Origin of the sequence: Nitrosomonas sp. (assembly GCF_043753625.1) — a bacterium.
GTDB lineage: Bacteria > Pseudomonadota > Gammaproteobacteria > Burkholderiales > Nitrosomonadaceae > Nitrosomonas.
On the sequence record NZ_JAYUWI010000032.1, the window covers coordinates 1 to 20,470 of the forward strand.

General features: G+C 48.4%; 18 protein-coding genes. 13 read left to right on the forward strand and 5 right to left on the reverse strand.

Annotation, left to right across the window (positions count from 1 at the left end; all coding sequences use genetic code 11):
* The 4 genes from ACH10T_RS03130 to ACH10T_RS03145 all read left to right on the forward strand — a co-directional run.
* Positions 1-213 (forward strand): hypothetical protein (locus ACH10T_RS03130; RefSeq protein ID WP_394807872.1); only part of this gene is annotated, 213 nt, incomplete at its 5' end.
* On the forward strand, positions 210-1,379 hold the full coding sequence (gene devC / locus ACH10T_RS03135) for an ABC transporter permease DevC (RefSeq protein WP_394807873.1): 1,170 nt from the start codon (positions 210-212) through the stop codon (positions 1,377-1,379). The genes ACH10T_RS03130 and devC, both read left to right, overlap by 4 nt.
* 10 nt (positions 1,380-1,389) lie before the next feature.
* A complete protein-coding gene (locus ACH10T_RS03140) occupies positions 1,390-1,806 on the forward strand; it encodes an ATP-binding cassette domain-containing protein (RefSeq protein ID WP_394807874.1) in 417 nt (138 codons plus the stop codon).
* Positions 1,784-2,068: an ATP-binding cassette domain-containing protein gene (locus tag ACH10T_RS03145; RefSeq protein WP_394807875.1), complete on the forward strand. Its 285-nt coding sequence runs from the start codon at positions 1,784-1,786 to the stop codon at positions 2,066-2,068. The genes ACH10T_RS03140 and ACH10T_RS03145 overlap by 23 nt, the downstream gene beginning before the upstream one ends.
* A gap of 63 nt (positions 2,069-2,131) precedes the next feature.
* Here the strand turns inward: ACH10T_RS03145 and ACH10T_RS03150 are convergent, their stop codons facing one another.
* Positions 2,132-2,875, reverse strand: coding sequence for a Crp/Fnr family transcriptional regulator (locus ACH10T_RS03150; protein WP_394807876.1), 744 nt, complete (start codon positions 2,873-2,875; stop codon positions 2,132-2,134).
* A gap of 242 nt (positions 2,876-3,117) precedes the next feature.
* Here ACH10T_RS03150 and ACH10T_RS03155 point away from each other — a divergent pair, with 242 nt between their 5' ends.
* From ACH10T_RS03155 to ACH10T_RS03195, 9 genes are all read left to right on the forward strand, one after another.
* Positions 3,118-4,296: an acyl-CoA desaturase gene (locus ACH10T_RS03155; protein ID WP_394807889.1), complete on the forward strand. Its 1,179-nt coding sequence runs from the start codon at positions 3,118-3,120 to the stop codon at positions 4,294-4,296.
* 21 nt (positions 4,297-4,317) lie between these two features.
* Complete coding sequence (locus tag ACH10T_RS03160) at positions 4,318-4,476, forward strand: DUF3309 family protein (protein ID WP_394807877.1); 159 nt, start codon at positions 4,318-4,320, stop codon at positions 4,474-4,476.
* 327 nt (positions 4,477-4,803) lie between these two features.
* Entirely contained in the window at positions 4,804-5,697 is an 894-nt protein-coding gene (locus ACH10T_RS03165; protein WP_394807878.1) for a hypothetical protein, read from the forward strand.
* A gap of 691 nt (positions 5,698-6,388) precedes the next feature.
* Positions 6,389-7,447 (forward strand): lysylphosphatidylglycerol synthase transmembrane domain-containing protein, encoded by a 1,059-nt coding sequence (locus ACH10T_RS03170; RefSeq protein WP_394807879.1) that lies wholly within the window; start codon positions 6,389-6,391, stop codon positions 7,445-7,447.
* A complete protein-coding gene (wecB, locus tag ACH10T_RS03175; protein WP_394807880.1) occupies positions 7,447-8,613 on the forward strand; it encodes a non-hydrolyzing UDP-N-acetylglucosamine 2-epimerase in 1,167 nt (388 codons plus the stop codon). Before ACH10T_RS03170 ends, wecB begins: the two co-directional genes overlap by 1 nt.
* The gene (locus ACH10T_RS03180; RefSeq protein WP_394807881.1) at positions 8,613-9,599 is read left to right on the forward strand and encodes a polysaccharide deacetylase family protein; all 987 of its coding nucleotides are present in this window, start codon (positions 8,613-8,615) and stop codon (positions 9,597-9,599) included. Before wecB ends, ACH10T_RS03180 begins: the two co-directional genes overlap by 1 nt.
* 31 nt (positions 9,600-9,630) lie before the next feature.
* Positions 9,631-10,377, forward strand: a complete 747-nt coding sequence (locus ACH10T_RS03185) for a glycosyltransferase family 2 protein (protein ID WP_394807882.1) — start codon at positions 9,631-9,633, stop codon at positions 10,375-10,377.
* Positions 10,378-10,401: 24 nt separating this feature from the next.
* Positions 10,402-11,757: an FAD-dependent oxidoreductase gene (locus tag ACH10T_RS03190; protein ID WP_394807883.1), complete on the forward strand. Its 1,356-nt coding sequence runs from the start codon at positions 10,402-10,404 to the stop codon at positions 11,755-11,757.
* 588 nt (positions 11,758-12,345) lie between these two features.
* On the forward strand, positions 12,346-14,025 hold the full coding sequence (locus ACH10T_RS03195; RefSeq protein ID WP_394807884.1) for a hypothetical protein: 1,680 nt from the start codon (positions 12,346-12,348) through the stop codon (positions 14,023-14,025).
* 6 nt (positions 14,026-14,031) lie between these two features.
* Here the strand turns inward: ACH10T_RS03195 and ACH10T_RS03200 are convergent, their stop codons facing one another.
* The 4 genes from ACH10T_RS03200 to mgtA form a co-directional block, all read right to left on the reverse strand.
* A complete protein-coding gene (locus ACH10T_RS03200) occupies positions 14,032-14,217 on the reverse strand; it encodes a hypothetical protein (protein WP_394807885.1) in 186 nt (61 codons plus the stop codon).
* 131 nt (positions 14,218-14,348) lie between these two features.
* Positions 14,349-16,709, reverse strand: a complete 2,361-nt coding sequence (locus tag ACH10T_RS03205; protein ID WP_394807886.1) for a phosphoketolase — start codon at positions 16,707-16,709, stop codon at positions 14,349-14,351.
* A gap of 2 nt (positions 16,710-16,711) precedes the next feature.
* Positions 16,712-17,917, reverse strand: a complete 1,206-nt coding sequence (locus ACH10T_RS03210; protein ID WP_394807887.1) for an acetate/propionate family kinase — start codon at positions 17,915-17,917, stop codon at positions 16,712-16,714.
* A gap of 22 nt (positions 17,918-17,939) precedes the next feature.
* Positions 17,940-20,470, reverse strand: a 2,531-nt coding sequence (gene mgtA / locus ACH10T_RS03215; protein ID WP_394807888.1) for a magnesium-translocating P-type ATPase, incomplete at its 5' end; no start/stop codon positions are given.

Consider the following 20,470-nt stretch of genomic DNA (forward strand, 5'->3'; position numbering starts at 1 on the left):
ATCGCATTCCTTTTACAACCAGCATGTAGCCTCACCATTTTTTCGATGTCAACAGTCTACACGAAGGTATCGATAATCTCGCTTAATGCGACAGAACCCTATCGGGCGCAGGTCAGAGAACTGGGATTTCTGGTGCGGAAAAACGATTTGAATGACACCGATCCCTTGGCAGACCGGGATAATCGCATTATCGAAGTGCGGATTACACCGTGAATAAGCTGGCTTGGTTTTACTTTCCCGCACGCCTGGCCTGGCGCCAGCTCATCTTTGATCGCAGCAAACTGGTGGCTGCGATTTGCGGGGTACTGTTTGCTTGCGTATTGGTGTTCATGCAGTTGGGCTTCAAGGATTCATTGTATGCCAGCGCAGCTTCTGCGCCGGTAAAATTGAATGGCGATTTATTCCTGATGCACAAGCAAAGTGAAGCCATGTGGCGGCCGATCCAGTTTAAGCGCAGTGAGCTGATGCGCGTACTGGGAAACCCGGCAGTTGCGGAAGTTTATCCGCTGTATCTCGGGTTAGCGCCTTTCAAAAATATCCAAACTCAGGTTAAGCGAACCTTGATGGTTTACGGTTTTGATCCGGATTCCATGATCTTCAACATCGATGAAATCAAAAGCAAGCAAGTCACGTTGCGGCTCAAGGATACGGTACTGTTTGACGAATACTCCCGCCCGGAATTCCGCCCCGTTCGCCAACTGCTGGAAGCAGACCAAAATGTGACAGAAATTAATGATTACAAGGTTAACATCGTCGGATTATTCCGTATGGGGGTGTCGTTTGCCGCCGATGGCAATGTCATTACCAGCGATTTGAATTTCATGCGTATTTTTCCCAGAAGAGATTCCAGCGATATCGATATGGGCGTCATCAAACTCCATCCCGGCGCATCGGCCAAACAGGTCGAAGCGGAGCTTAAGAGCCAGTTGAACGAATTCATTAACATTTTTACCTATGAAGAGTTGCTGAAATATGAGAAGGATTATTGGGCGAATACGGCGCCGATTGGGTTTATTTTTGGATTTGGTACCGTGATAAGATGGGTGGTCGGCCTGGTGATTGTCTATCAGATATTGTTTACCGACATCGCCAATCATCGTAATGAATTCGCCACGCTGAAAGCCATGGGCTATGAGCACAGTTATTTTATTCGCCTGGTGTTTGCTTCAGCTTTCTTTTTGGCGGTCCTCGGGTTTATTCCTGGTTATCTGCTTTCTGTTGGGCTTTACCATCTGGCTGAATCGCAAATGTACATGCCGATGCCAATGCTCTTGAGCAAAATCATCACGGTGTTTATGTTTATTCTTTCGATGTGCGTCATGGCCGGGCTACTGGCAATTCGTAAGTTGAGAGATGCTAATCCGGCTGATATGTTCTGATGGGCACCTGATGTCAACGGTCATTGATGTCGAACATCTGGATTTTAGCTTCGGGAGCGGCGCTTTAACACAATCGGTGCTGAAAGACATCACCCTCTCAATCCGCAAAGGCGAGATCGTACTGATCACCGGACCTTCCGGTTCGGGTAAAACCACCTTTCTGACCATTATCGGCGGTCTGCGCCAAGCTTTCCATGGCAGTGTGAAAGTGCTTGATCAGCAATTTATCAATAGCAGTGAACCGGTTAAAGTGAAAGTCCGGCAACAGATTGGCTACATTTTTCAGCAGCATAATTTGCTTAAATCACTCACTGCGCTGCAAAACGTCAGTATGACGTTAGAAATGGGCAATACGCTGACAGAACAACAAAGACGCGACCGGTTCCGCGGAAATTCTGATCGCCGTGGGACTGGGCGATCGACTTGATTACAAACCCGGGCAACTTTCAGGCGGGCAACTGCAACGTGTTTCCATAGCCAGAGCCCTGGTCGGACAACCAAAAATTATCCTGGCCGATGAACCTACTGCCTCGCTGGATAAACAAAGTGGCTATGAAGCGGTCAGTCTCCTGAAACGATTAGCCAAAGAATCGCAAACCACCATTCTTCTGGTCACGCATGACTACCGCATTCTGGACATTGCCGATCGGGTTGTGGAGCTGGAAGATGGGGTGATCAAGAAAGTGTGACTAGGCGATTTGTGCAGAACTGCAACAGGGTAGCCTTTGACACAATCAGCTTGAAAAAGCCGATTACGTTGCGATCCGGTCAGGCAACAAGCGGTCGTATTCCCTCTTGACTACACTGTAGCACTCGCAGACATTATCCTCCAATCCCTGCCGATCCAGCAGCGTAATATGGCCGCGGCGGTATTCAATCAGGCCGGCGCTTTGTAATTTACGGGCCGCATCGGTGATGCCCTCGCGGCGAACACCGAGCATATTGCTGATCAATTCTTGCGTCATGATCAACTCGTTCGAGGGTAAGCGATCGAAACTTAACAGCAGCCAGCGGCAGAGTTGCTGTTCTATCGAATGATGTCGATTGCATACCGCCGTTTGCGCCATTTGCGTGAGGAGTGCCTGGGTATAACGTAGCAGCAGGTGCCGCATGGGCAGGGAGCGATTGAATTCCTGCTGCAGCAGTTGCGCTTTCAGCCGGCAAGCGTAGCCTGCGCTCTGCACCACAGCCATATTCGGCATGGTATTTCCGCCCATAAAGACGGCCACCCCGATTATTCCCTCATTGCCGACTATCGAGATTTCGGCCGATGCGCCATCCTCCGTGACGTACAGCAGGGATATGATCGCGGTAGTGGGGAAATAAAGATGACTCAGCTTGCCGCCAGACTCGTAAATCACTTTGCCGAGCGGAAGCGGCACCAATTCCAGATGGTGATGGAGCCGTTCCAACTCATCCGCAGGCAAGGTAGCGAGCAGATCGTTCTGGCTTAGGACTTGGAAGCTTTGGGAAATATGTGCATGAACTTTAGGCATTGTCTGTTTCCTTTGATAGGAAAAACTGAATAAATATAGGGATATAACTAGACTAACGCATCAATTTCATAATACATGAAAATCAGTCTGTGTGATAGCGCACAGAAATGACAGCAGATTTGGCGTACTTTTTAATCTGCGTGAAGTGGCATGTATTGGCGTTAGCTGCAACGCTGAATAATCCATAAGCGTTTTGCCTGGATTCATTTAAATGAAGGATCTAATTATTTATGGAACAATTTATGCAACTTGGCTTATTTGAACTGCCGTGGTGGGGTTATGTATTGATTACGTTGATCATGACACACATGACCATCGCTTCCGTAACGATTTTTCTCCACCGGCACCAGGCGCACCATGCGCTAACGCTGCACCCCATGGTGAGTCACTGCTTTCGCTTTTGGTTATGGCTTACCACCGGAATGGTCACCAAAGAATGGGTGGCTATTCATCGTAAGCACCATGCCAAGTGCGAAACCGCGGAAGATCCGCACAGCCCGCAGATTCATGGCATCAGCAAAGTGTTGTTCGAAGGTACTAAGCTTTATTGTATCGAAGCTAAAAATACCGCAACGCTCGATAAATACGGTCATGGCACTCCCGATGACTGGGTCGAGCGGCACTTATACTCGCCGCATCCGGCGCTGGGTATCGGTATCATGCTGGCGATTGATCTGGTTCTATTCGGTCCGGTCGGGTTCATTGTGTGGGGCGTGCAGATGCTGTGGATTCCACTCTTCGCCGCCGGTGTCATCAACGGTTTGGGGCACTACTATGGTTATCGCAATTTTGCACCGAATGACACTTCCACCAACATCCTGCCGTGGGGCATCCTCATTGGCGGCGAGGAACTTCACAACAATCACCATGCCTACGTGACTTCCGCCAAGCTGTCCAACAAATGGTGGGAATTCGACATCGGCTGGATGTACATTCGCCTCCTGGAGATGCTGGGCTTGGTCACGGTATGTAAGATAGCACCCAAGGTTCGCTTTAATCTGGCCAAGACACCCTGCGACGAAAAAACGCTGCAAGCCGTAATCACCCATCGCTTCGACGTACTGGCCAAGTTTGCCAATTATCTAAAGCAGCCCACCATAACTGAGATTCGCAACCTGCGCGCTCAAGCTATACCCGGTCTGCAAGATGCCCAGACCCTCGAATCCGTTAGGCATTGGCTACAAAATGATGTCGGCAAGATAGCGGAAAAAGAACGAGTGGCCTTGGACCAGGCGCTCCATTCCAGTCAAAAACTAAGCACGATTTACTCAATGCGACAAGATCTGTCCGCTTTATGGAGCAGTTCGACGACATCCAAGGAGCAACTGGTAAAGCAACTGGAAAACTGGTGCCGACGTGCCGAGGAGAGCGACATCAGTGCATTACAGGAATTCTCCCGGAAACTACGCTGTTACGATTAATCGATAGGAAGGAGAAATAAAATGTCTGTAGGAACAATACTTTTAATCATTTTGATTCTGATGTTGCTTGGCGCGATTCCAACGTGGCCACACAGTAGAGAGTGGGGTTATTTCCCCAGCGGTATCCTCGGAACAGTGGTGCTGATCTTGGTCATTCTGTTGTTGATGGGCCGAATATAGCGCCATCATTTGATGAGTACGCAATAAGCATAATATTAAGGAGTCTCTGAATAATTTACCTTTGTCATTCCGAACGGAGTGAGGAATCTTTGGCAATCAAACAGAACAGTATAGATTTCTCGCTGTGCTCGAAATGACAGTTATTCAGAGGTTCCTTAAAGTATGAATGGTATCGCACATAGCGGTTCTGTGCTTTAATGCACAGAACCAATCCAGTATCTGCCTATTTCCTCAGTGAATGTGAGGAAGTAAATCGTAGCAACATATTGTGGCAACACATTCATTCTTCTAAATTGGGTAAAAAATATCAGTCGGGAGATCTCGCCAATGGAAATACCAAAATTTCGCTCTATTTTCACATCCGCATCCAAACAAGAACGCGCTACTAATTTTGAAAATTACTGGCTCTTTACTCAGCGTCACAATGGTGAGTTGCTGGAAGATGACAAAGATTTAGTAAAAAAACGTGCCAAGTTCCAGTTCTTCCAAGATAATCCCGTTCAGTTACGCACACCGCTCGTCAATCCCGAAGCTTTCTATCGCAATTATATTGCCATGCAGGATGATCCAAAAACTTTGGATCGCATGACGCTCATGCTGACCAGTATGTATAAATTCGCTCGCCATGAGTGGGTTGGCATTAAAGGTGCCTGGGATGTGGTGCCCAATATGGCCAATTCGCACTCGGTTAAAGATAAAATCAGCCGTGTCCATCTGGCGGAAGAATTTTGTCATGTTCGCTTATTTGATGAAATGCTACGTACTTGCGGTTTGGATAAAGTCGAGTGGGTACCATTAAGTCCGGTGAAAGAAAAAATATACGAGCAATTTCCTAAATTTCCTGGATTTCTAATGGATTCACCTGCTTTTGTGACGGAATTAATGGGTGTCACTTACTATTGCCATTTAAATCGTCTGATCGACGAATTATTGGTCGATGAACCAGAAGTACAGAAGCGTTTAAAAGAACTGCTCGACGAAATTACCATTGATGAAATCGCCCATGTCGGGCAACGAAGAAACTTTATTGGCCCTATCGGGATACGAATCTCCAAATGGCTAGTAAAACCATTTTACATGCTGTTCTTTAACGATATCCCGGAAGTTGCCAAGCTATTTGACGTCAAACAAATGATTAAAGACGGTGAAGCGTTTGATTTTAATCACCTGCCTGATTACATTATCGAAAAAAGCTGGATTCCTTCCTACTGCAAAGTTTAAATATTTATAATTCTAAAGCAGCTATCTTACTGACAATATTGGTTAATAAATCTCAGGCAGCCTGATAAATCGGATGGCGCTGAGCACAGATCCCAACTGGACGGCAGAATCATCGGAAGCTGATCGGGAAAAATTTCTGTTAGATGGTCATTACACAAAATTACTTACACCCCTAAAAAGTGGTTCGTAATTGTAAGTCATTTCCGTTTCAAATAAAGCACCCCGCCGCAAGCAGCGGGGTGCTTGCCTGCGCTCTTCAATCTGAAGGTTTTCACCAGCTCTCGCCCCAAGGGGCGGGGCGGGGAACCGAACCCGTAGAGATAAATTATAGAGGTATTTCCTCTCTATTTTCAGTTTCTAAGCCGCCTAGTAGGCATTATACTTAGTGCCATAGTATCGTAATCGCTTCGAGAAAACCGTATTCGGAATATGAAAAATTTAATGAATCCTTTGCTGAAGCCGATGTATGTCCTAGATTGTTTCGCAATGCGTTGTTGAATTGTGTCAATGCCTATGACAGCCGTCTCACACAATGGATTATGTAACGACTTAGTATTTTTTCTTATACTTTACAAAAAATGAAACATAGCGCTTTTATTCTTGGTTTTGTTTTGAAATGCCAGTTTCAGTTATATAATATATATATATTATATAACTTTATTACTATGTACTACGAATACACAAAAACCTTATGACAATAAAAAATAAGTATAAATGGACAATGTATGGCATTGTGATAGGAGCCTTCTTTTTCTGGTTCTCAATGCGTGACATCGATACTCATTCTGCATTAGAGAGCCTCCGGGCTGCTGAGTTGATACCAGCTATACTGGTTTTACCGGCTGGGATGTTATTCATGCTGATTAAAGCTTGGCGCTGGTCTGTTATTTTAGGGCCAGTGGCACACGTAGGGATGTCTACGTTGCATTCTGCGGCTTATATAGGTACTGCAGCCAATCTAAGTATCGCCCATTCCGGAGAGATTCTCAGAGCTGTGCTGATCGGGCGGAGATCACGCATTGCAACGACCGCTATCCTTGCATCGATAGGGGTCGAACGGATTTTTGATTTTATGGTGGTAGTGGCACTGTTCGGTGTCCTTTTAATTATTGACCCGCAGTTGCCGGAGTATGTTGCTATCGCTGGATTTGTCGCCCTATTTATGGTCGGGGCAGGTTTGCTAACAATTGCGGTGCTTTCGGTACCTTCTAAAGTCCGATATCATTTAAGATTGTTGGTAATTAGTCTCCTCCCAGAAAAGTTTTTGGAACTAAATAAAAATCAACTCAAGCGTGGTCTTGTGGGTTTTTCAGCATTGAGCAATCCTTCTATAGTAGTCAATATCTTCTTACTATCTGTCTTGCAATGGGGTTGTATTATTGGTGCAATCTGGTTATGTGCATATTCGGCTGGCTATACATTGACAATCTCTATGGCAATTTCAGTATGGACACTTATGGTGATTGGCCTCACATTACCGTCCTCTCCAGCCCAATTGGGCACGACACAGTTAGCTTTTACATTAGGTCTTTCGATGGCACTTCACGAAACACAGATTCCCTTTGCAGCCTCAGTTATCTACACAGTCTGCTTGAATTTACCCTACATGCTTATTGGTATGATTTGTTGGATAAAGGTCGGTAAAATCGACAGACGAATCACATCAAAAAAATGGTCTGCCGAAATCGACAGAAGAGGAAAAAAAGCACATCAAGATTCCTTAACAGTGCCAGTAGAGGGGAAGTCATAATGACCGCAAGATCAGGAGTTAATCGTAACAATGTGAAGACAATTCTGACGCTCTTTGGAACCCGGCCAGAGATAATTAAGCTGGCACCGGTTATATGGGCTATTGAACAAAGTCACGATACTTTGCGCAGCATCAATGTCTCGTCCTCGCAGCATACAGACTTGTTGCGGCCCTTTATACACGAACTCGACATAAGCATTGATCATGACCTAGCAGTCATGATGCCTGGTCAGACACCTAATGCTGTATTGGCGCGGGTACTTGAAGCGCTAGAGCCATTGCTCCTAGCGGAGCGGCCCGATTTAGTTTTAGTTCAAGGTGACACGACAACAGCGATTGCCGGTGCATTGGCAGCTTTTTATGCACGGATACCCGTGGCTCACGTTGAAGCAGGCCTTCGCACAGGTAACCGCCATAGTCCATACCCAGAGGAAATGAATCGTCGTCTAATTACACAATTGGCGGATCTCCATTTCGCCGCCACCCCAAAAAATGTTGAGATTTTACTTTCTGAAGGTGTTCAGAAAAAGTGCATTGTGCTAACTGGAAATCCGGTTGTTGACGCACTCCAGCACATCCTCGCACGCTCTCCAACCTCTTCGTCATTCTCTAAATTTCTTGACAGTTTTGCAGATAAGCGTTTGATTGTACTCACGACACATCGCCGAGAGAATTTCGGGCAGGTTATGTCCTCGCACTTGAAAGCACTCCGGCGATTTGTGGGGCGGCATCAAGATGTTGAGCTTGTTTTTCCAGTGCACCCAAATCCATCAGTGCGCGCCGTAGTTGATTCAGAATTTACCGGCGCAGAGCGAATCCACTGCATTGATCCGCTCAAATATGACGATTTTCTACACCTACTCTCACGTGTATGGTTAGTAATCTCTGACTCCGGGGGTGTTCAAGAGGAAGTACCTTCACTGGGTAAGCCGCTGTTAATTCTGCGTGATACGACTGAACGACCCGAAGTGCTTGACTGTGGTATTGGGCGACTTGTCGGTCACTCAGGAGAGCGCCTTGAAGAGATGCTCGAAGCGGCTCTCTTAGACAAATCATGGTTTGATACAGCTAATACTACGGAAAACCCATTTGGTAAAGGTAATGCCGGGGAACAGATAGCATCGGCCGTCGCACAATTTCTGACTGCTGGAAAGGGTGGCGCATGATGGATCAGACACAATCAACTCAAAACGGCAAACCACTGGCTAGCCTGTCGTTGGATTTGGATAACGAGTGGGCCTACCTGAAGACACACGGTGACCCAGCTTGGGAATCCTACCCTTCATATCTTTCTGCCGTAGTTCCGCGAATACTGCACGTTCTTGCACGTCGCAAGCTGCTAATCACGGTATTTGTAGTTGGCCAAGATGCGGCTCTCGAATACAACCACGAAGCGTTAGCGCAAATTGCGGGTGCTGGGCACGAAATAGGAAATCATTCCCTACGCCATGAGCCCTGGTTACATCTGTTCTCTGAACATGATCTCGAGCAGGAGTTGGCAGAGGCTGAGCGGCACATCCAAGCCGCGACCGGTCAAAAGCCAATTGGTTTTCGCGGACCGGGCTACAGTCAATCATCAACTATGCTGCGTGTGCTAGCTCGGCGTGGCTATGCCTACGATGCCAGTTCATTGCCAAGTTTTATTGGTCCGATTGCGCGCGCCTATTATTTTGCGACCGGACAATTTGATGCCGAGCAACGCGAGCGTTTGAATCGTCTATTTGGCAGTTGGAAAGATGGACTCCGGCCGCTCAAGCCATATCGCTGGCGTTTCAATGGAACTACTTTGCTGGAAATGCCTGTCACGACTTTCCCGGGCTTCCGCGTTCCGATCCATTTGAGCTATGTGATGTATTTAGCCGGATTCTCCACAGTGCTGGCTCAAACCTATTTCAATACAGCACTATGGACGTGCCGGCTGTTCGGCGTAGAGCCATCGATATTGCTACATCCGCTTGACTTCCTGGGTGGCGAAGATGTGCCCCGGCTGCAATTCTTTCCCTCCATGAAGACGAGTAGTCAACAGAAGATTGCCATAGTTGAACGATGTCTGGATAGTATGACTCATCTATTCGATGTACGTTCAGTTGGTGAGCACGCTGCCGTTGTAGCTACTCGAAAAAACTTAATAGAAGTTGAACCGAACGATTGATGATACCGCTACTGCCATGTGCTGAGGAAAAATGCTAGATAAAAAAATTATAGTCATGTTGCCCGCATACAATGAGGAAAAAGATCTTCCCCCATTGTTGAGCCGCATCCAACTTGCTCTTGATGGATGGGCCGATTATCGAATTCTTGTAGTCGACGATGGTTCTCGTGATCGGACCGCACAGATTGTACGTGACGCAGCGGCACAAATGCCGGTAGAGTTGATACAACATCCTAGAAACATGGGGCTTGGTGCAGCAATGCGCACAGGCCTCAAGGCCTCGGCGCAAGAAAGTGATGTTGTGATTACATTGGACGCAGACAACTCGCAAGACCCAGGATTGATCAAAAGCATGGTAGAGCGTCTCGAGACAGGTTTTGACGTAGTCATTGCGTCTCGATTTCAACCTGGCGCGCAGGAAATCGGTGTGCCGCCGTTTCGTATATTCCTGAGTCATCTTTCAAGCGCGGGAATTCGTACATTAATCCGTTATCCAGGCGTGCGTGACTACACCTGCGGGTTTCGTGCTTACCGAGCTGAGACACTACGTAATTTGATCGACATGTTTGGTGATAACTTCATACGCGAAAATGGTTTTTCTTGTATGTTCGAGTTACTGCTAAACTTGCGCGCATTGCGTGCTCGCGCCTCAGAAGTGCCACTTGTACTCCGTTACGATCTTAAAGAGGGCGCCAGTAAGATGCGGATCCTGCCTACGATGTGGCGTTACTTAATTACATTGATACGCGGATTGTTGCCGGTCTCCTGGCGTGTGTAGCATCAGAACGTAAAAGACACGATTATGATAAAAAATCCTAACGATATTGGCTCTACTAATATATCAGGCATCATCGGCACATCATTGAACATTGCCGTGGTAGGTGGCGGAATCGGTGGCCTGGTCTCAGCTTACTTACTCGCCAAGGCGGGTGCGCGCGTAACCGTCTACGAAGCATCTGATCAGCTTGGCGGTCTGGGAACTTTCTTCCAGTATCGGAATGTATATCTTGAACGGTTTTATCATTGCATGTTGCCAAGTGATCGACACCTGCTTGGCGTGTTGCGCGAGCTCGGTCTCGAGGATGAAATTTATTGGAAAGAGACCAGTTTTGGGTTTATGCGTGATGGACAGCTGTATGGCCTCAATACGCCGCTCGAACTGTTACGATTCAGTCCGCTATCCTTGGTTGATAGAATACGTGTCGGTCTGACCGGTTTGTGGGGAAGTATTTGTTCATCAAATGGACTAGACGATGTAACTTGTGTTGAATGGTTGAGTCGGATTTCTGGACATCGTGCCTTTGAAACCTTTTGGAAGCCAATGCTGCAAGCCAAATTCGGTGATCATTATCATGAAGTCCCCGCTCTCTGGTTTTGGACACGCTTCAACCGTGAAAAAGGTGGTGGGAAAAAGGAATGCAAAGGATACATCCGTGGCGGCTACCGACGCATCATAGCTGCTTTGGTTGAAGCGATTGAAGCACACGGCGGCACAATTAGATTACAAGCACCCATGGAGAAATTGGATCTTACGGAAGACGGACGACTCATAGTTCATGTAGCACAGGAAAATCCTCATGTGTACGATCGCACTGTAGTAACAACCCCTATTTTTGCGCTACGCAAAGCAATGGCGGATGGTCAATTAGCTAGCGTTGCCGAACAAATTGACGCCGGAATCGATATGCAAGGCGTAGTTAATGCCGTGTTCACGCTGCGCCGTGGATTAACAAAGCATTACTGGGTTGCTACAATTGATGAAGAAATTCCATTTCAGGGTATTGTGGAGAGTACAACGCTGCTTGAGAAAACCGATACCGCTGGCATGCATCTGATTTATTTGATGAACTATGTACACCGTACGGACTCACGGTTCCACCAAAGTGATGCAGAGATTCTGGATGCATACATGACTGGGCTGAAGCGGCTTTTTCCTGACCTTGTGGATGAAGATGTGATTGACCGGTTTGTGTTTCGGTCACCTTTCGTAGAGCCGATTTATACCACGGGCTATCAACAGCGCAAACCACCTACAACCTTGCTTCCGGGAAAGCTATATTTAGCTACGACCACTCAAGTCTACCCGGTGGTTACTTCCTGGGATGGTGCGGCCGGCTTAGCACACAAGGTCATTGACGAACTGCTCAGTCAGGTATAATAGATCCGATGATTTGAATTTGGCAAAACAAAGTGATGAAGTAAATTAGTTATGGATTTCGGGAGAAAGTCATAGCAATTAATGTAGCTCCATTAAGTTGACGGGAGAGTTACGAGAAAGATACGTTTAGAACCGTGTGCTTTGACAGTATCAATGGTTTGAGAGATTTGGTTATTGCACTACGAGAGCTTGAAAATACTCCCGTTCTGATAAAAAATATTACTGATGGAATTGGATGATTACTAGTGTAGTTTCTAGTGCAAATTAGAATTAGGCCCGATTGATTAACATGGCGGCATTCGAACATAACAATGCTCAACACATTGCCCTGGAATAATCAAAACCAGCAATGCCCCCTTTCCATCATTATTTTTAGCTAAATATACAGAAAAACTTGCTAATCCTGAAGGTTACATCGAGTAATCAGGGTTAATCAGCAGGAAGAAATTATCAAATCCGAATGAGAAAGATCTGTTCGGCGCTTACAACAAGACAACTAAAGTGAAAATCGCTTTGAATTCCAAGTCGTACTCGCACACTGCCAAGGAACTTGACAATTTTTCTTGGTTCTCTTTACGCATTGCCTGTATGTTGTTTATAGTATTCTTTACTGCATTGTTGTTCCATTCTGATCTGGCCCCACTTGAAGAAACTCACTGGGATGCAGTGATCTACGTGGATATTTCCAAAAGAGCGGCAGAGACACAAATGTTGGCCGACTATCATCAGCATGCTCATGATATCCCGCTTGAACCAAACCGTTTGCTTTGGCACTTTACACGCATTGGGCATGTTCTTTTACTCGGTGAAGTTGGCCGACTATTTGGTACTACTGAAACTGCGCTTGTAGCAATGCAATGGTTGTATCAAGTCTTCATGGCACTGGGTGTAACCCTTTGTGTAGTTCTTGGTTCGCGCTTGGCTGTCCTATTTCGGCCTAAAAAACCCGATTCTATTTGGTGGGCAGGATACTCCCTTGGGGCATTATCCTATATTGCCTCAGATAGTTATCGTGGACTTCAAGGACACTTGCTTAGCGAACCTCCAGCGTTCGTAATCTTGGCTTTCTTTGCCGTGATGTTGGTGCGAGCTGTTGAACGCCGATCTCTAGCGGTCGGGGCTTTTGCGGGTTGTTTGCTATTCTTGGTATTTTTCATCCGAATTGATGCAACTTTGCCGGGAATAATTTTCTCAACTGTATTGTTAGCAGCACTAATAATGTCGAGAAAGTTTGATGCTGTGCCAAGCATCATCGCTGCTGGCTTGGTTTCATTGTTCCTTTACGTGATATACGCATGGTGGTTTTCCCCATTAGTCAATCCGCAAACCTTGGCGAACTTCTCCTCTGCAGCTAAGGAATTGTTTCCTGGGGCACCAGCCATGAGTCTATTTAAAATTGCAATTGCCGGCGGCTTGCTGTGGGTAGGGGCTTGCGCGGCGATACCGATGTGGCGCGATCCTTTGATTCGTTTTGCAATGGTATGGCTTGTATTAGCGCTGCTTCCTATGGTGGTTGATAGTTTGAATGGGCGCGCAGTTCAAACACGTATGAGTTTTGGTATTGTACTGCCGCTTCTGGTTCTTTGTGGTGAGGGCTGGAGTTCGATTCTGCAAAATTTTATCAAGCAGCGAAAAACTCGCCCTTTATTAATAGCATCGGGTATTCTGATAGTAATCGCATTTGTTCCCAATTCGCTGATACAGCAAGAAACCCGTAACTTGGTAATTAACTATCTGCCATCTGAAATTCACAAATACCTATTTCCTTCATTGGTGAGAAATGCCACTATCGGGCCTGCTTCGCCGTATCAAGATTCAAGGCTGGGTCTCCTCGTGCGTCCGATATCTGAGCGCCGAACCTTTGAGTATTCAAAAATACGAGCATTAGGAGATTATTTATATGTTCCTGAAAGACCTGCTTATTTATTATGGCCAGAATACAATGTGGGATATTTATTCGGACTCGAAGGCTACGTAGGACTAATCCGGTATTTTGGTAAAAAATATCCAGAAAATTCTGATATTTTTTTAACAAAACTTCCAAACCAAGATAAATCCATCCCTTGTACTGCACGAGTTCCAACACTATTGGAACCTTTGGTATTTTGCACAACCCTTGTCTATTCAGATTTGAAGGTTTTGCGAAGAAACAAAATTCCTCTGTATATTCTTGGTGTCGATGGATACCCTTTACCGGAAATGCCTCCATTAAAACTTAAAATTCTGTTGTCAGAACCGCCGTTTGTGCTGTATGGGATCGCTGAGTAGTAGTCGTTAAGCCGGGGTTGTCGGTTTTTTACCAAAAAAGCTAATAGAGACAGGATAGAAGCCCAACAAGTAGCCTGAATCTGCAAGCAAGGCAGGAAAGACAAGAAAGCACTGATTCCCACAGCGCGTTCCCACCGAAATACCCACATCGGCGGCTTTCAGAGCCGGTGCCTCGTTGATGCCATCGCCCATAAATTGTCATGCATACATCCAGAAAATGGCCTGATAATTTCAATCGATTTCGCTAGTGGTTTGCTTACAATGTGCAACGGCTGCACGCGCGCGCCGTTTTTATTCTGCAAATATTGCAATAAATCGTGAAATTATCCTTTCCATTTCCAATTAAGAATTTCCGGCATGTCCTCGCCGTATTGACTAATATATTGTTTGTGTTCGATCAATTTGTCACGGATCGCTTGTTTGACATAAGCCGCTCGTGGGCTAAGTTGCGGCACGCGGTCAATAACATCGGCGACGAGATGAAAACGGTCCAGATCGTTCATCACCCCCATGTCAAACGGCGTCGAAGTCGTACCTTCTTCCTTGTAGCCGCGCACATGCAGGTTATCGTGGTTGGTACGGCGATAGGTGAGCCGGTGAATTAGCCACGGATATCCGTGATAGGCGAAAATGATGGGTTTATCTTTGGTAAACAGGCCATCAAAATCTTTATCGCTCAAGCCATGCGGATGTTCGCTTTGCGGCTGGAGACTCATCAAGTCCACCACGTTGATGACCCGTACTTTCAGTTCGGGAAAATGTTTCCACAGCAGCTCGACAGCAGCCAGGGTTTCTATCGTCGGCGCATCACCGGCGCATGCCATGACGACATCCGGTTCTTCACCTTGGTCATTACTGGCCCATTCCCAGATGCCGATGCCCGCGGTGCAATGTTTGATCGCCGCGTCCATGTCAAGCCACTGCGGCTGAGGTTGCTTACCGGCGACAATTACATTCACGTAATTACGGCTGCGCAAACAGTGATCGGTAACGGACAACAGTGTATTCGCGTCGGGCGGCAGATAGACGCGGATAATTTCTGCTTTCTTATTGATGACGTGATCAATAAAGCCGGGGTCCTGATGGCTGAAACCGTTGTGATCCTGCCGCCATACATGCGAGGAAAGCAGGTAGTTCAACGACGCAATCGGCCGCCGCCACGGAATTTCATTGGCCACCTTGAGCCACTTGGCGTGCTGATTGAACATCGAATCGATGATGTGAATGAAGGCTTCATAGCACGAGAAAAAACCGTGGCGGCCGGTCAGCAAATAGCCTTCCAGCCAGCCTTCGCACTGATGTTCGCTTAATATCTCCATGACCCGGCCGTCGGGTGCGACGTGGTCATCCCCTGGAACAATTTCTGCCGTCGAACAACGGTTCGTCACCTCAAATACCGCGCCCCAGCGGTTCGAAGCCGTCTCATCCGGACTGAACACACGGAAATTGGTGGCATTCAGTTTCACTACGTCACGGATGAATTCGCCCTGGATACGTGTCGCTTCCGCGGTTACGGCGCCGGGCTTCGCCACTTTCACCGCATAATCACGAAAATCCGGCAGACGTAAATCACGTAACAGCAAACCGCCGTTGGCATGCGGATTAGCGCCCATACGGCGAGTGCCTTGTGGAGCCAATTCGGCAAGTTCGGCAAGGAGTTTCCCGGTTTCGTCGAATAATTCCTGCGGGCGATAGCTCTTCAGCCATTTTTCCAGAATCTTCACATGCCTCGGCTGGCTCATGTCGCCCATTGGCACCTGGTGCGAACGAAATGTGCCCTCGGTTGGTTTTCCATCGACAGCTTTCGGACCGGTCCACCCCTTCGGCGAACGCAGGATGATCATCGGCCAATGCGGACGCTTCGTAAAGCCATGTGTGCGGGCGTCGCGCTGAATGCTTTTGATGTTGGCGATCACGGCGTCGAGTGTTGCCGCCATACGCTGATGCATTTCCAACGGATCGTCGCCCTCGACAAAATACGGCGTATAACCGTAACCACGGAACAATGCTTCCAGCTCATCGCGGGGAATGCGTGCCAGCACCGTTGGCCCTGCAATCTTGTAGCCGTTTAGGTGCAGGATGGGCAATACCGCGCCATCGTGAACCGGATTGAGAAATTTGTTCGAGTGCCAGCTCGTGGCGAGCGGACCGGTTTCCGCTTCGCCATCACCAACCACACACGTGACCAGCAGATCGGGATTATCGAATGCTGCGCCGAAAGCGTGCGAAAGCGAATAGCCCAACTCCCCGCCTTCATGAATCGATCCAGGTGTCTCCGGCGCGACGTGGCTGGGAATCCCACCGGGGAAAGAGAATTGCTTGAATAGCCGCTGCATGCCATCCTCATCTTGCGAGATATTTGGATAAACCTCGCTATACGTGCCTTCCAAATAAGTGTTGGCGACCAGTCCCGGTCCGCCATGCCCAGGACCGGTGATGTAGAGGACGTTGAGATCATGTTCCTTGATGATTCGATTCAGGTGCACGTAGATGAAATTTAGCCCCGGGGTCGTGCCCCAGTGACCCAACAGGCGTGGTTTAACGTGCGCCAGCGTGAGCGGTTGTTTCAGTAGCGGATTATCGTAGAGATAAATCTGTCCAACTGACAAATAGTTTGCAGCGCGCCAATACGCATCCATCTTGTGTAGCAATTCCGGAGAGAGCGATTTGGTAATTTTTTTCATATTTAAATTTCCTTTATTGATGTATCGAATCCGAGCACATGGCACACCGATCTTGCGATCATCAATTCTTCGTCGGTGCGAATAACACGAACCGCGACGCGGCTGGTGTCCGTGGAAATTACCTGCGCGTGATCCGCATTGCGTAATTCATCCAGTTCAATGCCGAGAAAGCCCAGACCTGCGCAAATCCGTGAACGAACCGGTGCTGCGTTTTCGCCGATGCCGCCGGCGAAAACCAGAGTATCGAGTCCACCCAGCGCAGCGGCATACGCGCCGATCCCTTTCTTCGTCTGATAGCAAAACAGCGTTATCGCTTCAGCCACCCGAATATCTTCGGCTTCCCTTGCGAGCAGATCGCGCATGTCGGAACTGGTTTCGGATATTCCAAGCAATCCGGATTCGCGATTGATCATTCGGTCAAATTGCTCCGCTGTCATCTGCTCGCTGCGCGCCAGGAATGAAATCAGCCCGGGATCAATGTCGCCGGAACGGGTGCTCATCATCAGACCCGCAGCGGGTGTCAACCCCATCGTCGTGTCCATGCTGCGTCCATTGCGCACCGCAGCCAGACTCGTGCCGTTGCCCAGATGCGCGAGAATGACACGCCCGTTCGCGGCTTGCGTGCCTGCCAGACGTTCAAGTTCCTGCATCAGGTAAGCATAAGACAAACCGTGAAAACCGTAACGCTGAACACCCTGCGTATCGTATCGACGTGGAATTGGCAGCAGTTTCGCCACGCGCGGCATGGTGTGGTGAAACGCCGTATCAAAACAGGCTACCTGCGGCAGTTTCGGACGATGCTGGCGGAACACCTCAATCAATTCAATTTCACGCGGCAAATGCTCTGGATCAAACGGCACGATGCGATGCAGTTCATCCAGTAATTCTTGGGTTGCAATCACTGGTTCGGTGTGCTTCATGCCGTGGACTACGCGGTGTCCGACAGCCTTGACCGAAGCAAAACCATGCTGCCTTTCAAACCAGTCAATCAAGGAATTAGCCGCCGATTCGGGATCGGAAGCTACAAAGCTGCTAATACCCCGCTGGTTCCTAATTCGATTGTTGAATTCCAAACTTGTGTCAGGCAGGCCGATGCGATCAATCTTGCCATGCAGCATTCGCACCAGCGGTTCGCCTATTTGATACAGCGCGAACTTGATACTCGACGAACCGCTATTGATGGTCAGAATATGCACAGGATCTGTCATTCACGTCTCCTCGTCACTGCCATCAATCGCCGTACCTGCGGTAAAACCAAGTCTTAACCAACTGGGTCAGCACCACATAGCACACCAAAATGACTGCCAGTAACCCCCAGTACAAAGGAGGGAGCGGGACAAACCCGAGCGTATCGGCCAGGGGGGAAACCGTTAGCCAAGCACCCACCGCGACGATGACGATCGAAGTGAGAATAAGGGGCCAACTGGCCCAGCTCTGGAAAAACGGGATCTTGTTAGTGCGGATAACGTGAATGATCAACGTTTGCGTGAAGAGCGATTCGACGAACCAGCCGGTGTGGAACAAGGTCGGATTGTTCCAGCTATTGAACACGTACAGCATGATGAAGAATGTCAGGTAATCGAAAATCGAGCTGATCGGCCCGATACATAGAATAAAACGCAGCATTCCACCAATCTCCCATTTACGCGGCTTGGTTAGCCATTCGGCGTCCACTTCGTCGGTAGGAATAGTGGTCTGCGAGAAATCGTAGAGGAGGTTGTTGATCAACACCTGGATCGGCAGCATAGGCAGGAAAGGCAAGAACGCACTGGCTCCTACAACGCTGAACATGTTGCCGAAGCTCGAGCTGGCCGCCATCTTGATGTATTTGACAATGTTGCCGAACACCCGTCGCCCTTCCAGCACGCCCTGCTGCAGCACCAGCAGGCTGTTTTCCAGTAAGATAATATCAGATGATTCCTTGGCGATATCCACCGCGCTATCCACCGAAATACCGACATCAGCGGCTTTCAGGGCCGGCGCATCGTTGATGCCATCGCCCATGAACCCCACCACGTGGCCGTTGCTTTGTAGCGCGCGAATGATACGCTCCTTGTGTACTGGCGCAAGCCGGGCAAAAATACTGGTCGCGCTGACCGCTTCGGCCAATTCTGCTTCATTCATCCCCTCAATTTGTGGACCGAGTAAGAGATGCTCTACGGGGACACCGACTTCCTTGCAAATATAAGTCGTAATGATCTCGTTATCGCCGGTCAGGATCTTGATGTCCACATTCAACTGGCGCAGCTGCTCCAAAGCCTCCGTAGCGGTATCTTTGGACGGGTCAAGGAAGGCCAGAAAGCCCAGCAGAATCAGATCCGATTCATCCTTGACCGCATAGGTCGGTTCATCCGTTGCCCCCGGCATTTGTTTATAGGCCAATGCAATCACGCGGAAGCCCTGACTGTTCAGATCATCCGCTATCTGCCGGCATTTGGCATCATACTCGGGCAGAGCCTCGATCACTGCTCCCTTGATTTCCACTCGGGTGCATAAGCTCAGCACTTCATCGATGGCGCCCTTGCAGATTAACGTATTCAATCCGGTTGTGTCTTCCACGATCACCGACATCCGCCGCCGCACGAAATCAAAAGGGATTTCATCGATCTTGCGGTATTCCTCATTGGCTTTTAGGTGTTCCTCGAGCTCCTCATGGGCGAGAACCGCTTCGTCGAGCAGATTTTTCAACCCGGTATGATGGTAACTATTTAAATAGCCGTATTCGAGTACCTTTTCACTGGGATCGCCGTGTGCGTCCAGATGTTTCTCAAGCACGATTTTGCCTTGTGTGAGCGTACCGGTCTTGTCGGTGCACAGCACGTCCATCGCCCCGAAGTTCTGGATCGCGTTCAGCCGTTTGACGATCACTTTCTTGCGCGCCATCGCCAGAGCGCCCTTGGAAAGGTTAACCGTCACAATCATCGGCAGCATCTCCGGGGTCAATCCGACGGCCACTGCCATCGCAAACAGAAAAGCTTCCAACCAATCGTGCTTGCTCAATCCGTTGATCAGGAAAACCGCCGGAACCATTACGGCAATGAAATAGATCATTAGCCAGGTGAATTTGTTGATACCCTTGTCGAAGCTCGTCAACTGACGCTGCCCAACGATACTGGTAGCCAGACCGCCAAAGTAGGTCTGATCCCCGGTGTGAATGACCACGGCGGTCGCGGAGCCGCTCTCCACATTGGAGCCAAGAAAACAGATATTGGTCAATTCCAGTGGATTTTGAACATCCATGGAGGTGGCGGCAGCTTTTTTCTCGATGGGCAAGGATTCGCCAGTCAATGCGGACTGATTCAGAAACAAATCTTTGGCGGAAAGCACGCGCACATCGGCTGGAACCATATCACCGGCAGACAACCGGATGATATCACCCGGCACCAATAGCTTAAGCGGCACCTCGGCTTCCTTGCCTTCACGCACCCGCGTCGCGGTATTGCTGACCATGGCTTTTAGCTTTTCAGCAGCATTATCAGCCCGCATTTCCTGGAAGAAACGCAACACCACCCCCAGAACCACCATGATGAAAATGATCACTGCCGCGCGTAAGTCGCCGGTCAAAAAGGAAATCGCGCCGAGCGCCGTGAGCAGAAGGATCAATGGATTCTTGATGTTACTCAAAAAGCGCATTAAGGCGGATTGATGCTTCTCGCGGGCAATCTCGTTCATCCCATACTGCTGCAAGCGCGAATCAGCTTCCTTCTGGTTCAAGCCATCCAATCGAGAATCGAGTGTTTTTAGGACAGCCTCGGTATCGG